This is a genomic window from Cytobacillus firmus NBRC 15306 (genome assembly GCF_001591465.1).
Lineage (GTDB): Bacteria > Bacillota > Bacilli > Bacillales > Cytobacillaceae > Cytobacillus > Cytobacillus firmus.
On sequence record NZ_BCUY01000002.1, the window covers coordinates 1 to 13371 of the forward strand.

General features: G+C 39.0%; 19 protein-coding genes. 14 read left to right on the top strand and 5 right to left on the bottom strand.

The features are described 5' to 3' along the window. The 3 genes from BFI01S_RS00700 to BFI01S_RS00710 form a co-directional block, all read left to right on the top strand. Positions 1-230: DUF420 domain-containing protein (locus BFI01S_RS00700; RefSeq protein ID WP_156478319.1), on the top strand; the 230-nt coding region annotated here is incomplete at its 5' end. 131 nt (positions 231-361) lie between these two features. Next, positions 362-1534: a GNAT family N-acetyltransferase gene (locus BFI01S_RS00705; RefSeq protein ID WP_061790895.1), complete on the top strand. Its 1173-nt coding sequence runs from the start codon at positions 362-364 to the stop codon at positions 1532-1534. Between the two features lie 229 nt (positions 1535-1763). Continuing rightward, positions 1764-2114: an Asp23/Gls24 family envelope stress response protein gene (locus BFI01S_RS00710; RefSeq protein WP_061790896.1), complete on the top strand. Its 351-nt coding sequence runs from the start codon at positions 1764-1766 to the stop codon at positions 2112-2114. 78 nt (positions 2115-2192) lie between these two features. Here BFI01S_RS00710 and BFI01S_RS00715 read toward each other — a convergent pair whose 3' ends face one another. Next, positions 2193-2552: a YugN family protein gene (locus tag BFI01S_RS00715; protein ID WP_061790897.1), complete on the bottom strand. Its 360-nt coding sequence runs from the start codon at positions 2550-2552 to the stop codon at positions 2193-2195. Positions 2553-2785: 233 nt separating this feature from the next. Here BFI01S_RS00715 and BFI01S_RS00720 point away from each other — a divergent pair, with 233 nt between their 5' ends. The 3 genes from BFI01S_RS00720 (at position 2786) to BFI01S_RS00730 (ending at position 5136) form a co-directional block, all read left to right on the top strand. Further along, positions 2786-3427 (top strand): CAP domain-containing protein, encoded by a 642-nt coding sequence (locus BFI01S_RS00720; RefSeq protein ID WP_061790898.1) that lies wholly within the window; start codon positions 2786-2788, stop codon positions 3425-3427. Between the two features lie 3 nt (positions 3428-3430). Beyond that, positions 3431-3862: a CBS domain-containing protein gene (locus tag BFI01S_RS00725; protein ID WP_061790899.1), complete on the top strand. Its 432-nt coding sequence runs from the start codon at positions 3431-3433 to the stop codon at positions 3860-3862. A gap of 233 nt (positions 3863-4095) precedes the next feature. Beyond that, complete coding sequence (locus tag BFI01S_RS00730; protein ID WP_061790900.1) at positions 4096-5136, top strand: CAP domain-containing protein; 1041 nt, start codon at positions 4096-4098, stop codon at positions 5134-5136. Between the two features lie 13 nt (positions 5137-5149). Here the strand turns inward: BFI01S_RS00730 and BFI01S_RS00735 are convergent, their stop codons facing one another. Together BFI01S_RS00735 and BFI01S_RS00740 are read right to left on the bottom strand one after the other, a co-directional pair. After that, the gene (locus tag BFI01S_RS00735; RefSeq protein ID WP_235831071.1) at positions 5150-5461 is read right to left on the bottom strand and encodes a hypothetical protein; all 312 of its coding nucleotides are present in this window, start codon (positions 5459-5461) and stop codon (positions 5150-5152) included. Positions 5462-5538: 77 nt separating this feature from the next. Then, positions 5539-6036 (bottom strand): PaaI family thioesterase, encoded by a 498-nt coding sequence (locus BFI01S_RS00740; RefSeq protein WP_061790902.1) that lies wholly within the window; start codon positions 6034-6036, stop codon positions 5539-5541. Between the two features lie 159 nt (positions 6037-6195). On the opposite strand from BFI01S_RS00740, the gene BFI01S_RS00745 reads away from it, so the two are divergent. From BFI01S_RS00745 to BFI01S_RS00765, 5 genes are all read left to right on the top strand, one after another. Next, positions 6196-6600, top strand: coding sequence for a YlbD family protein (locus BFI01S_RS00745; protein WP_061790903.1), 405 nt, complete (start codon positions 6196-6198; stop codon positions 6598-6600). A gap of 11 nt (positions 6601-6611) precedes the next feature. Further along, entirely contained in the window at positions 6612-6854 is a 243-nt protein-coding gene (locus BFI01S_RS00750; RefSeq protein WP_061790904.1) for a YlbE-like family protein, read from the top strand. A gap of 116 nt (positions 6855-6970) precedes the next feature. Beyond that, positions 6971-7402: a hypothetical protein gene (locus BFI01S_RS00755; protein WP_061790905.1), complete on the top strand. Its 432-nt coding sequence runs from the start codon at positions 6971-6973 to the stop codon at positions 7400-7402. A gap of 59 nt (positions 7403-7461) precedes the next feature. After that, positions 7462-7899 (top strand): YlbF/YmcA family competence regulator, encoded by a 438-nt coding sequence (locus BFI01S_RS00760; protein ID WP_061790906.1) that lies wholly within the window; start codon positions 7462-7464, stop codon positions 7897-7899. Positions 7900-8060: 161 nt separating this feature from the next. After that, positions 8061-8336 carry a YlbG family protein gene (locus BFI01S_RS00765; protein WP_009330926.1) on the top strand — a complete coding sequence of 92 codons (276 nt, stop codon included), beginning with the start codon at positions 8061-8063 and terminating at the stop codon, positions 8334-8336. Positions 8337-8371: 35 nt separating this feature from the next. Here the strand turns inward: BFI01S_RS00765 and BFI01S_RS00770 are convergent, their stop codons facing one another. Then, the gene (locus tag BFI01S_RS00770; protein ID WP_061790907.1) at positions 8372-8761 is read right to left on the bottom strand and encodes a DUF7147 family protein; all 390 of its coding nucleotides are present in this window, start codon (positions 8759-8761) and stop codon (positions 8372-8374) included. A gap of 185 nt (positions 8762-8946) precedes the next feature. Here BFI01S_RS00770 and BFI01S_RS00775 point away from each other — a divergent pair, with 185 nt between their 5' ends. From BFI01S_RS00775 to coaD, 3 genes are all read left to right on the top strand, one after another. After that, entirely contained in the window at positions 8947-10350 is a 1404-nt protein-coding gene (locus tag BFI01S_RS00775; RefSeq protein ID WP_061790908.1) for a stalk domain-containing protein, read from the top strand. A gap of 354 nt (positions 10351-10704) precedes the next feature. Then, positions 10705-11259: a 16S rRNA (guanine(966)-N(2))-methyltransferase RsmD gene (gene rsmD, locus BFI01S_RS00780; RefSeq protein WP_061790909.1), complete on the top strand. Its 555-nt coding sequence runs from the start codon at positions 10705-10707 to the stop codon at positions 11257-11259. A 59-nt stretch (positions 11260-11318) separates the two neighbouring features. Then, positions 11319-11798 (top strand): pantetheine-phosphate adenylyltransferase, encoded by a 480-nt coding sequence (gene coaD / locus BFI01S_RS00785; RefSeq protein WP_061790910.1) that lies wholly within the window; start codon positions 11319-11321, stop codon positions 11796-11798. Between the two features lie 79 nt (positions 11799-11877). Here the strand turns inward: coaD and spoVV are convergent, their stop codons facing one another. Further along, the gene (gene spoVV / locus BFI01S_RS00790) at positions 11878-13095 is read right to left on the bottom strand and encodes a dipicolinic acid transporter SpoVV (protein ID WP_061790992.1); all 1218 of its coding nucleotides are present in this window, start codon (positions 13093-13095) and stop codon (positions 11878-11880) included. Positions 13096-13371: the final 276 nt, after the last annotated feature.

Genomic DNA, 13371 nt, shown 5'->3' on the forward strand with positions numbered 1-13371 from the left:
TTTTCTTAATTTTCCATATTACCCTGGCAACTGTTGGGGCAGTTTTAGGAATTATCTCGTTATATACGGGCTATAAAAATAAACTGGCAGCACATAGGAAATTGGGACCGATAACCAGTGTGGTCTGGTTTTTTACTGGCATAACAGGTGTTGCAGTCTATCTGCTGCTGTATGTTTTCTACCATGGAGGAGAAACCACATCAGTTATAAAAGCAATCCTGGGTACGTAACAGGTTATGAGATGCCGCTGGCTGTTTAGCGGTATTTTTTTATGCCCAAAAAATTATCCGCTTCTTAATTAAAAGGACTTAATAAGTATATGGCGAATAGTTATAATGATATTTAATTGGGAGTGAATTTTGTGTCGGTAAGTAAATTAACAGAGAATGAATATCTTGAGGCCATGAAGCTTTCTATGTATGCCTTCCAGTACAATGTGCCTGAAGCTGACATCCCGGCCAGGATGGAACGTTTAAAAAATCATGCCATTTTTGGTATCTGGGAAGGGGAAAGTTTGGCTGCCAAACTTCACATTATCCCCCTGAAAGTTCATATTAATGGCTTTGAATGGGATATGGGAGGTGTTGCTGGTGTTGCAACATATCCGGAATTCAGAAGAAAAGGGCATGTAAGCAGCCTGATCAAGCACGCATTAGCCGAGATGAATAATAAGGATCAGCTCTTTTCATTTTTGCATCCATTTGATATTTCTTTCTATCGGAAATACGGATGGGAGATATTCACTGAATATAAGAAAACGCTTATTAAGAAAATAGATTTAAAAATGACGGGAAAACCTTCAGGGACCATTAAGCGATTTACTAAGAACCAGCACACATTAACCATCGAAAAGATTTATAAGGAATATATGCAGCGTTATTCAGGAGGGCTTGTAAGAGACTCATACTGGTGGGAGAACTTTGTGTATTCTGATTACCAGATTGCGGTGTATTTTAACGACTCAGGTGAAGGACAGGGCTATATATTATTTAAGGTAAAAGACAATAAAATGGATATCGAAGAATTCGCAGCTCTAAATCAGGAAGCCAGAGTGAATTTATGGAACTTTATCTGTCAGCATGATTCAATGGTTGAGGAAGTAAAGATCATTACATCAGTACACGATCCATTTCCTTATTACCTGAATCAGCCTAATTTAAAAATGGAGGTTTTTCCGTACTTTATGGGGAGAATTGTCAATGCTGGAAAGTGTCTCGGCCAATATTCTTTCAATGAAAATAGTGAAAATGTCTTTCTGCATATTGAGGATCACCATGCACCATGGAATAATGGAAGCTACCTAATTGCTGACGAAGGTGTCAGGGTGTTTAAAGAGAAAGCAGGAAGCCAATGCATAAACCCTCCAGCACGAGGTCTGCATATGTCTATCAATGCCCTTTCAGCGATTATAATTGGCTATAAGAGGCCAATGGAGTTATATGATCTAGGTGAAATTAAAGGTCCAAGAAATGATGCGGAAATACTTGAAAGAAAAATTCCTGTGCAAAAGTCCTTTTTTTATGACTTTTTTTAGAAAAAAATTTACAGATTAAGGAAAGAAAAAGCGTCCAGACAGGCGCTTTTTTATTTTGGGAACTTTTCGCAACTCTTTGTGATTCACTCCGAAGAATAAGGTAACGATAACAAGACTGTAACACTTTTATTGTTGTAAGCATTACATATTGTAAAAATAAAATTTATGTATTTTTCCTGAGAGATTGTTGCCCTGTATAAAAAATCGTACAGAAAGAAGTGAAAGTAAGATGCATTATGATCATCTTGGCTTCGAGACGATTCAGGCAGCCAGTGATATAATCTCCGCAATCGTAGAATCCAGCCTGGAGGAAAGAAAAAGTGTTATTCCTCTTAAGCATGAAAGATACACTTTCTTTAAGAGAAAAAAAAACCCTATTTCCATCACTTTTAGTAACACTGAAGTATATTTAAAAATTAAGCTTAACTTAGTAAAAGGAAAAAATATTTTGGAGGAAACTCTCAGGATTCAGAAAGAAATCAAGGATGAAATTGTCCATTTAACAGGACTGGAGGTTAAAAGAGTAGATCTCTCAGTTCAAAAAATTATATCTGCAGGAAACGCTCTTTCAGAAAACTAAATTTTGCAGGTCTAAACTAATGTAAAAAAGACGCATGATGTTCATGCGTCTTTTCCATAATCTAAATGTAAGAGAAAATTATTCAGCGAATTGGTCAATCTCTGCATTAATCTCATTTAGAGTTTTTTCGCACTGACTTACTAATGATTTAGGGAAGCTTTCGCCTTCACCGTATTCTACCCCATGCGGATAATAATGCTTGCCAAGCAGCGGGGTCATAAGCTGGATAGTTGCTCTATGAGCCCCTACATCTCCTTCAGTCGCATATCCAAATACACGAAGGTAAAAAACACCCTCTTTTAATTCGAATTTACGGTCATATGTAACTCTTTCATAATCCCATTGCCCTTCACGGACCAGGCCATGAGAAAGCATTACTTCATCTAAGCGGGTTAAGTCTGCTTTTTTATTTTCCAGACCTGTGTTTTCAAATTTCATAATTGTCCCTCCTGAAAACATCCATGGTTCTGTTGAACGATCCATGCATAATTTTAACAAGTTTATCTCAAATTTAATAATAGTAGAAAAAAGCGTAACTTGCAACGGATTCATGCAAGAAAACATCCTTCTCTACAGAACGTTTGCTGAAATGCCATAATTTAACGCCTGACTGGCATATCTTGAGCAACTGGAAATGAGCAGCTGCCAAACTGTGAAAGGGGAAGCGTCAATTGCAGAAATACAAAGCCATCAGTATCTTCTTTTTTCTAATATTTTTAACACCACAGCCTGCAGGTGCTGCAGCAGATTACAGAGTTGAGCAAAAGGATACTCTTTGGGAAATTGCGCTAAAATTCCAGAAGGATTTGCAGGAAATTATTAACGGTAATCCTCAGATAGAAAATCCTGATTTAATTTTTCCAGGTGAAATTATTATTATACCCGGCCAAGGAAAGAAGATTGCTATTCCCCAAATGGATGATTATGAAAATGAGCTAATGAGGCTTGCCAACGAAAAACGAAGGGAGTTTAGGCTAAAACCATTGTCTGTAGATTTGAAGTTAAATGCTGCAGCCCAAAAAAAGTCTTCGGATATGATGAAATTACAATATCTTTCACATAATTCTCCTACATATGGAAATCCTACAGAAATGTTAAGGAATCAGCAAATTTCTTTTCTGACCGTAAAGGAGAATATCGGGGCGGGCTATAAAACAGCTGATGAAATGTTTGATGCCTGGATGAATTCCGCAGTCCACCGGGAAAATATTCTAAACAAAAAGGCAACTCATTTTGGTTCAGGATATATTCAAGGAGGCCTGCACGGTCACTATTGGACCCTATTCATTGTTGAAAAAAATAAAGGAGGATAAAAAATGGAAAAAATTCGCGATATTATGACAGATCAGGTTGAAAGCTGTTCTCTATTGGACAATGTTTATGAAGTGGCAGTTAAGATGAAAGAATTAAACGTAGGGGCTATACCCATTGTGGATAATGATAAGCTCGTCGGAATGATTACTGACCGGGATATCGTTCTTCGCTGTGTAGCAGAAAAACACCCTGCTTCATCTAAGGTAGAAGATATTATGAGCAGCCATTTAGTAACTGTAACGAGGGATACAGAGGCTCGGGAAGCAGCCCGTTTGATGGCAGAACATCAAATTCGCAGGCTTCCTGTTGTGGAAGGTGACAAGCTTGTTGGGATCGTATCACTAGGTGACTTTGCCGTGCGCCATTTAACAGATGACCAGGCTGGAGAAGCCCTTACTGATATTTCTAAACACGAAACTGAAGCACAGCATTAAGAGGACACCATCAGGGTGTTCTTTTTTTGCAGCAAAGGCTGCTGCATACAGAACTTATTGAAAATAATAGATAAACAATACACCTAATGGTATGATTAATAGTATATATGCAATAATTTCATTCAGGTTCCATTTAGCAGAACGCCTGCATGTTATACTTTTAATTGCCTTAATTACAGCAAGTAACAGAAGGGAGGTACGGTTCTCTGCGAGCACTTTTCAGAATTTTAGTATTGATTTGCATTTTACTGGCAGCAGGCTTTTACATCGATATTGGGCGTAAAGAAAAAGGGGAAATACTTGTCAGTCAGGAAAATGCAATTAAGGATATAAATAATAAGGAAAATAACTTATCTTCCAATACGGGGTTCCCTGAAAAGGGTGTGGCATCACTAATGGGGAAATCAGCTGGGGAGCTTAAAGAAAGTTTGGGAGAGCCGTCCAGAATAGATCCTTCTTTTTATGGCTACGAATGGTGGATATATTATAAAAGCAGCACTGAGTATATTCAGGCTGGCGTCAGCAATAATAAAGTGGTTAGTCTGTTTGCGACAGGTGAAGATTCAGATATTTATCCTTTCAAAATAGGGCAGCCAATTGGTGAATTATATACATCCGTTTTTTTTGAAACAGAATTCAGTCTTAAAGTAAAAGACAGCTCATACCGTTTCGAATTATCTGAAGATGACCTCAATACAAGGCCGCTGGTTATGGTTGGTGAGTATTTTGCACAGCTGAATATCGATAGATTTACAGGGACGCTATCCAGTGTGAGGTTAATGGATTCAGCCACTTTGATAAAGCTGCGCCCGTATGAAATGGTTTACCGTGGTGAATTATTGGAGCCCCCTTTGCCTTCTCCTGCCTTTGCAGAAGATGTGGAGAGAGCGAAAGAGAAGCAAATTTTCGACATCACCAATGTTATAAGAGTCAGGCATCATATACAGCCGCTGATATGGGATGATCTGACTGCATCAGCAGCATTAGCTCATAGTAAAGATATGTATGAATCCAATGTCTTTTCTCATAATTCTAAAACTAATGGCGATTTGACGGACCGGCTTAAAGCTGGGGAGGTCTCATATGAGGCTGCAGGGGAGAACATAGCTGCAAATTATACGGATGCGCCCGCTGTAGTTGAAGGATGGCTTAACAGCAAAGGCCATCGGGATAGTCTGCTGAATGAAGAATTTACACATCTTGGAGTTGGAGTTTATAAAAAGCATTATACGCAAAATTTCATAAAAAAAGCTGATGGAGAAGTCAAAAAATGAAAAAGAGCCTAAATTAAGGCTCTTTTTTACTATTAACAATCTGAATCCGGCCAACCTGAAAAAAGTCATCCTTCCAATTTCCATATAAGTGAACAGGGTCACCGATCTTGACAGAAGGAATTGAAGTATTATTCATTATAGGAGTAATTTTTTTTATATTTGAATGTTTGAAGCCCTTTGTTTGAACGGTCAATTCAAGAACATGAACATAGCGGCTGTAATTATAGCGCTGCCTGCTCTCGCTTAGATGGACGACTTCGCCGGAAATGATCGCCTCCTCGGAAACATCTGCCAGGCTCCTCCACTTCGCATAACCCTCACGCATTTCCTTTTTTGTCAGCCAAAAAAAATAAAGGCAAATTATTGGTATAACGATAGCGGTGACCATCTTCCCACCAGCCTTTAATTATTTACATTTTTCTTTTCGATGATAAAAAAGCTGCCTGTTGCCTGTGCAATTTTTCTTCCATCCGAACGGATTACATCTGCAGATAATACCATGCTTTTTGTTCCCTTATGGTCAATTGTCGCTCTGCATGTTACGTATTCCCCTTTGCCGACCGCAAGATAATGAATATTTAACTGTGTCGTAACAGCACCAAAACCTTCAGGAAGCAGTGAAGCCGCAAGTGTTCCCATGGCAGAATCAATAATTGTTGCGGTTATTCCCCCATGTAGAATTCCGAGCGGATTATTGACGATCTTACTTAAAGGAACTGTCAATGTGCACTCATCTTCAGTTATTTGCCGTTCCATATGAAGCAGACCGCCAATATATGAGCTGTTTTGACCTTTTTGTCTTTTATGAAAACCTAAAAGCAGGGATTCTAAAGCGGTTAATTCTTCGTCAGTCGCATTCCTGGTGCACTGATCAAATAATTCCATGAGATCTCTATTCATTATTATTCACCTTTCAATATCTTTCTGCATTCATATATTATCATTAATGGCTGAATTTTTGAATTTTAATGGATCAATAAAGCAGACAAAAATATTCACCTTTTTCATTCATCTTCATATGGTATTATAGGCATTTGCATCAGAACGAGGTGATATTGCATGTCCAAAACGAAGCTTCATCCCTCTGTTGAAAAGTTTAAGGAGTTTGTTAAACAGAATCCCCGGATCATCAAAGAAGTCAGAGATGGTAATACAACGTGGCAGGAATTATACGAGGATTGGTATTTGCTTGGGGAAGAAGATTCAAGGTGGGATTCCTTTAGAGAAAACAAAGATAATACACAAAAGCCCGAAGAGAAAAAAAGTGACTGGATGGGCAGCATTATGGGTACTCTTAAGCAAATGGATGCGAATCAAATGCAGGGGTACATTACTAATCTCAGCCAGGCACTTTCAGCTGTGCAGGGGGTTATTTCGCAATTTCAGGGCGGCGGCCAGAAACCCTCAGGAGGCTCAAAGCCAATGACTAAACCAGGCAGCCCTTTTACATTTAAAAAGGATTAAGGGGTAAACAGATGAGAAAAGATATCGTTGAGTATCTTGAACAAAAGAAGGAGCTTAAGCAATTTATCCGTGAGCAGCCTCATTGGTATAGAAAACTGAGCAGAAATCCGAACGAAATTCAATCTCTGGAAGTGGCAGCACTGCACTATTATAAAAAAACAATTCCCCACCAGGTTGAAAAATTCACGAATGGAGTGCAAATGGCCTCCATGATGATGAGCATGTTTCAGGCCATGAATTCTCAATCCAGTTAGAAAGCTTTCTCGCACACGAGAGAGCTTTTTATTTGTTATAGAGTAAAAATAAGCAGCCGGGCAAACACTAACTTTATCAGATCGTTACGGAAGACATCCTAAAGGAGTGTAAAATAATGAAAAGGCAAAAATACATTTTTATATTGCTGTTTATTTTTATTCTTGCAGCGTGCCAGAAAGATATTCCTGAGCCCGAAACAAAAGCTGAAGCCAGTCCTCCGGTGAATGCAGTTAAAGCAGAACAGCTATTGCCGGTTTCAGGTGTGGAAAGCTCAGCCAAGGATCCTTTTTTTGTAAGGCATCAAATAAAAGGAAAAGACGTTTTTGTTGAATGTATTGTGCAGGATGTGTCCTTTAGAAAGCAGAGCAGCAAAGAAAAAGGCAAAATTCTCCTGTATATAAACGGAAAGAAGAAGGATGAAATCCATTCAGCTGCTTTTATTATCAAAGGACTTCCTTCAGGCAAACATCGAATCGGACTGGAACTTGTTAAAGGCAACAGTGCTGAAGCCTCTATGAAAAGAGATTTTCTTGTGCTGATTCCTTAGTCTATTTGCTTTAGCTTTAAACCGTTTCATGATAAAATAAGAAACGGAGGTGAGCTATTTTGCTTGCTACATTAGAAAGAATGGCTATTTTGGACAAAGCTGACGAACTTGCAGCGATGATTACAGAATCTGAAGAAGCGGAACATTACCGCAAAAGTTTATATAAATTAAAGAACAGCCGTGAAACTCAAAGGAAGATACACGATTTTATCGAAATGAAAGAACTGTATGAAGAAGTTCAGCGATTTGGCAAATATCATCCGGAGTACAAGAGGGTGATGATGTCAATTAGGGAGCTAAAGCGCGACATGGACATGGATATCCATGTTGCGGAATTCAGAAGAGCAGAGACCGGCCTGCAAACCCTCCTGGATGAGGTAAGCATGCTGATAGGACGTTCTGTGTCTGAACATATTAAAGTTCCCACCGGCAATCCCTTCTTTGAATCAAGCTGCGGAGGTGGCTGCGGTTCTGGAGGCAGCTGCGGCTGTTCTTAGAAAAGAGGAAGTTCCTCGCCCGCAGAGGCAGCGTTCAAAAACCAGCTAATGCTGGTTTTTTCTTTTTAAATAAAATACGCAGTTTGAACCTTCCCATTGAAAACTGTTATTTTTCTATGCTAGACTAAATAAAACAAACGATCACTGAAGGGGAAAACTATATGCTTGGTCAAAGGCAAGGAATAATCGTATGGCTTTATTCTTTAAAGCAGGCAAAAATGTTAAGAAGATTCGGAAATGTCCATTATGTTTCAAAACGGCTCAAATATGTAGTGCTATACTGTGACCTTGCCGATACGGAAACCATTATGGAGAAGATAAATTCATATTCTTTTGTAAAAAAAGTGGAACCATCCTATAAGCCGTTCCTAAAAACGGAATTTGAAAATTCCAAACCGGACAAGGCTAAAGAATATGATTATAAGATGGGGATTTAAAAAGGCGTGAGCAAAAGCTCATGCCTTTTTCTCATTTAATGCAAAGGTGCAATAAAATGATTAAGCCTTAAAATTCCAATCAAATATTGATAATATAATTCCTTTTCATTAAAAATAGCAGAAGGCTTTACTGTCAGCTGAATAATTTCTTTATCCAGCTCTTTCGCAGCATCCTCGAATAACTCATACCTTTTATTTGGCGCTGACTTTGGATTCGGTATCCCTTCACGGCATATATATAACGGCTGAAATTCTCCCGGGTCTGTCGGCTTCAATATGACTGCCAGGGATGTCATTTCTTTATTATTGATGCTCGTATGGAATGCGGCCATGTGGGACAGTCGATGTTTGTTCGCCCGCGCAATTTCAATTAATTCATAAATATCTGAGTATCCCTCGCCAAGTTCTATAAAACGCTGTATCAAAATAAATACCTCCTTAAAACTCATAGCATTCACTTCTTAAATGCTTTTTGTCCATCCATACTTTATCATTTTCAGGATAAAAATAGAATGGAAAAAAATCATAAAATTTATAAAAATTAATGTGACTGATGACCTTCCCTTTGGTATTGTTAGGTTAAAAGAAAAATGACTAAGAGGGCATAGCAATGTGGAAGGCATCTTTATTAATTTTTTTAATTTTGTCTGGAGTTATTTCAGGTATGCTGCTGTGTCAGTGGCAGGCTTATTCTGAGCGTGCGATTGCCTTGGAGAGTTCCGAGGCGATTACACAGGAAATCACAGTTGAAACGCATCTGAAAGAACTAAAAATCACTCAAAAGTTATACGGACTCAAGGCCCGAAAAGAATATAGGCTTGATATCCCCGATACTCTATATAAATGGAATTGCAAAAGTGGAACGGGAAAAGCCTGTGATTCAGCAGACGAAAGTACTTATACATTTTTTTCTGCTGATGATCGGATGATATTTGAATATACTGTACCGATAAATGAAAAGAAAAAAGCATTCTTATTAACTGATTGGTTTGTAAAAGTCCACGGAATAAAGGCTGAAGGCTTGTCCATTTCAATTTCGGATTCTTTCAAAAGAGAGGGTTCATGGGCTGCGGGAATCAGGCTAAAAGCCCAAAAGAAATTAGATCATATCGATTATTATTATTTCGAGGGCTATGGAAATGTTCCATCACTTTACTGGCAAAAGGAACCGCTTTTAAAGACAGCTCTAAACAACGCAGATGCATATACAGCAGATATTCGGGCAGCCAGCTTGGATTTTAAGAAACTGAATGACATCGGAAATTTTCCATTTATGTCGATTATCCTTACACATCGCTATCCTGAATATACGGATGAAACTATCCTGATTGCTTCTCCACACATTAAAGTCGACCAGCTGGAAAAAAAGCTTATAGCTTTGCAGTTTTACAGAAAGTTTTCAGATGACTCTCCTGACTGGATTATTGATGCTTTCACAGCAGGCTTATTGGATTTAAAACCCGGCTCAACGAAAGGAAGCATAGCCCTGAAGGAATTGCAAGGGGAGTTGACCGAACATGAACTTAAAGAATTTCTTATAACTGTATTCCAGGCGGATTCTCTGAATGCAGAAAAGCTGGACAAGCTTTTAGGCAATGCTAAAGGTTTGCACACACAATTTTTCACGATGAATATCAAAAACGAAGCACCGCTTGTCCCGCTGTATTTTCAGGAAGAAAAAAAGTTATTGGTGTCTGGTGCTGAGAAGGCGAGCATTAATTTAGTATATAGGGATGGGAAGATCTTTCTTCCATTTACAGCCGCGATGCAGGCATTAGGATATGAAGTCAAGATCCTATCCGGCGAGGAAACAATGCTTGTGTCAAAAGGGAATAACAGTTATCGGTTTTATTTGAATAAAAATGTTTTTATCTATAATGAAGAAGACTATGGATTGCTTATAAATCCATTAACCAGGCAAAACGGAACTGTATGGATGGAAATCCAATGGTTTAAAGCACTTTTCGGAGTGGCTGCTGAAGAAAGAGAAGGCGGGATTCACCTTACGCCCTAACAGGACTTAATGAATTACAAAATAAAAAGCCCTGCAGTTAACTGCAGGGTCCTTCTATATCCTTTTCAGGATAGAAGGCAAAGGGAGAGGAGAAACCGGAGGAAGAACTTATGGGGAAACGTAAGTCTTCTCCGCGGTTGGCAACAACATCCTTGAATAGATGCTGTTAATTACATTATTTCCACAATTCTCATGGATATACACTTCATACTATATTTTTTTCCAGCTGATGATTTCGCTTACAATTTGCCGGTTGGCTACAAATTGTAAGATATGGTAGGATAGGAGAGAAAAAAACAGTTTTCCAATTCGACAGTCTGGAAAATTGAAATATTGCAGGTTAGTGGTGATCGTATGCGAGTGGTATCGGGAACTAGAAAAGGGAAGATATTAAAAGCTGTTCCGGGCAGCTCAACCCGTCCGACTACTGATAAAGTAAAAGAAGCTATTTTTAATATAATAGGGCCTTATTTTGACGGTGGCCAAGGGCTTGATCTATTTGCTGGCAGCGGCGGCCTTGGCATTGAAGCTCTGAGCAGAGGAGCGGACAAGGTTATTTTTGTGGATAGGGACGGAAAGGCCATTCAGACCATTCATGAAAATATTCGGAATTGCGATTTTGAAGAAAAGGCGGAAATATATCGAAATGATGCGGATCGAGCACTCAAGGCAATTTTAAAAAGAGATCTGGCTTTTGATTATATATTTCTCGATCCGCCATACCGCAAGCAGCAGCTGCTTAAGCTTCTCAAGGTAATTGATGAGAATAATCTGCTTTCGGAACAGGGAACAATTCTATGCGAACATGAGTCAGATGTGGAGCTGCCTGAAAATGTTGGAAGACTGGTTCAGCAAAAACATGAAAATTACGGGATAATTTCAATCTCTATCTACAGCTTGGCTGAATAATACATACTAGGAATGCTAATGGAAAAAATACATAATAAGAACATGACAGGGGGATAACAATGGGAGGCATCGCGGTTTGTCCAGGCAGCTTCGATCCAATTACATACGGCCATCTGGATATTATTAAGAGAGCGGCAAAGGTATTTGAACAGGTGTATGTAGTTGTATTGAATAATTCGTCAAAAAGTCCTCTTTTTAGTGTTGAAGAAAGAATTCAGCTGATAGAAGAAGTTACAAAGGATCTTAAGAATGTTAAAGTTGATTCGTTTCAGGGGCTGCTGATGGATTATGCAAAATCCGTTAATGCGAATGCTGTTATTAGAGGCCTTCGCGCAGTTTCTGATTTTGAATATGAAATGCAGATCACATCCATGAACAGAGTTTTAAATGATGAAGTGGAAACCTTTTTTATTATGACTAACAATCAATATTCGTTTTTAAGCTCAAGTATTGTGAAAGAAGTGGCAAAATATAACGGGGACATATCAGAACTAGTTCCTGACATTGTAGAAAAAGCTCTTAAAAACAAGTTTCAATAAAAATGAATCAGCGGGGTCCTTACACGCAGATTGTATGGTGTTTAACAAAACGGGTGCCTGATAGGTACCCGTTTTGATTTTACTTCCTATCTAAACGCCTGGCGAGCATTAAAGTATAAACAGAAAGTGCAAGTATAGTAATAAGCGGTCCCGAAGAGACGATTCCATCCATTAATTTACCGAGAAACGAGTATTTTTCAAAGAATCCGACCGGAATGGCATTGGATGGCTGCTCCGTATTGTAATAGCGTTCATAAATTGGCTGCCAAAGAATGAATGTATAAAAGGCAGCCGCAAAACCATGAACAATTCTTGCGAAGAAGAAAGGCTTGAAATTAATATCAGTTTGTGCAAGGATGCTCGCCACCTGAGCCTGCACGCTGAATCCGCTGAAAGCGAGTACGAAACTGACAATAATGACCTGATGCATTAATGTTGCCTGCTGAACCTGGCTCGTCATCTGGCTGCCAAGTGTTATTTCAAACAAGCCTGAAATGAACGGGATGCTTAATTCAGTTGGCAGGCTGAATATTGACAATACGGCTTCTAAGCCTTTAGCTAGGAATGCTGTGATCCCAATGTGAAATAGGAGTTTGTTAATAACTGAGAATAAAATGATAAATCCGCCGATCATTAGAAGTGTTTGGATGGATGACATGACTGCATCTCCAAGAAGCTTGCCAATCGGGCGATTATCCTTTATTCTTGTCCGATGAAGAGCTGATAAGGCAGCCCGCAAAGATGGCTTTGACGTCCTTACACCATGGGATGGCTGCTTGGGTTTCTTTCCATAGAACCTCATTAATAAACCGACGGTAATATTGCCGAGATAATGTGCCAGGGCCAATATCACCCCAAGCTTGGCGTTATTAAAAAAACCAACCGATACTGCACCGAATATAAACAAAGGATTTGAACAATTAGTAAAGGAAACCAGGCGCTCTGCTTCTGTTTTTGAGAGCTGTCCTTCCTGCCGCAATCTTGCAGTCAGTTTTGCTCCGGCCGGATAGCCTGAAGCCATCCCCATTGCCCAAACAAACCCGCCAACTCCAGGTACTCTGAATAAAGGCCTCATCAAAGGTTCAAGGAGTACTCCAATGAATTTAACTACACCAAAGCCGATCAGCATTTCTGATACTATGAAGAAGGGCAGCAATGAAGGGAAGACGATTTCCCACCACATATCTAATCCCCTTATGGATGCATCAACCGATTCCTGGGGAAATGAAATTAGTGCGATGGCCATTAAGGTTACAGAGAGTGCAAGAGTAACCGTTTTTAATTTGGAACGAAACACGGACAAGCCTCCCTCAAGTTGTACTGACTGTGAAATGAATTTAAACAATGGTAAAATAAAAAAGCATTTGCATCTATATTTTTCTCCGGCCTTTTCATTTTTTTTCCTGATTCCGGAACAAAGGTTTACAGTGATTATGCCTGTGCTGTCAAGTCTTGTCCCCATATAACTCAATATACTCATAGAACTTTAAAATAGACCATAGAATTAGGTACAGGCCTATGTGAATTTTCACCTGAAAATTTTTTATTGTATGCTTCTTTTGGAAATAAAAAG

What these genes read in the sequence shown, in the direction of transcription:
- BFI01S_RS00710 (WP_061790896.1), top strand. Translation starts at nt 1,764, where the DNA reads ATGCATTATGATCATCTTGGCTTCGAGACGATTCAGGCAGCCAGTGAT.
- BFI01S_RS00715 (WP_061790897.1), bottom strand. Translation starts at nt 2,552, where the DNA reads ATGAAATTTGAAAACACAGGTCTGGAAAATAAAAAAGCAGACTTAACC.
- BFI01S_RS00725 (WP_061790899.1), top strand. Translation starts at nt 3,431, where the DNA reads ATGGAAAAAATTCGCGATATTATGACAGATCAGGTTGAAAGCTGTTCT.
- BFI01S_RS00735 (WP_235831071.1), bottom strand. Translation starts at nt 5,461, where the DNA reads ATGCGTGAGGGTTATGCGAAGTGGAGGAGCCTGGCAGATGTTTCCGAG.
- BFI01S_RS00740 (WP_061790902.1), bottom strand. Translation starts at nt 6,036, where the DNA reads ATGAATAGAGATCTCATGGAATTATTTGATCAGTGCACCAGGAATGCG.
- BFI01S_RS00745 (WP_061790903.1), top strand. Translation starts at nt 6,196, where the DNA reads ATGTCCAAAACGAAGCTTCATCCCTCTGTTGAAAAGTTTAAGGAGTTT.
- BFI01S_RS00750 (WP_061790904.1), top strand. Translation starts at nt 6,612, where the DNA reads ATGAGAAAAGATATCGTTGAGTATCTTGAACAAAAGAAGGAGCTTAAG.
- BFI01S_RS00755 (WP_061790905.1), top strand. Translation starts at nt 6,971, where the DNA reads ATGAAAAGGCAAAAATACATTTTTATATTGCTGTTTATTTTTATTCTT.
- BFI01S_RS00765 (WP_009330926.1), top strand. Translation starts at nt 8,061, where the DNA reads ATGCTTGGTCAAAGGCAAGGAATAATCGTATGGCTTTATTCTTTAAAG.
- BFI01S_RS00775 (WP_061790908.1), top strand. Translation starts at nt 8,947, where the DNA reads ATGTGGAAGGCATCTTTATTAATTTTTTTAATTTTGTCTGGAGTTATT.
- rsmD (WP_061790909.1), top strand. Translation starts at nt 10,705, where the DNA reads ATGCGAGTGGTATCGGGAACTAGAAAAGGGAAGATATTAAAAGCTGTT.
- coaD (WP_061790910.1), top strand. Translation starts at nt 11,319, where the DNA reads ATGGGAGGCATCGCGGTTTGTCCAGGCAGCTTCGATCCAATTACATAC.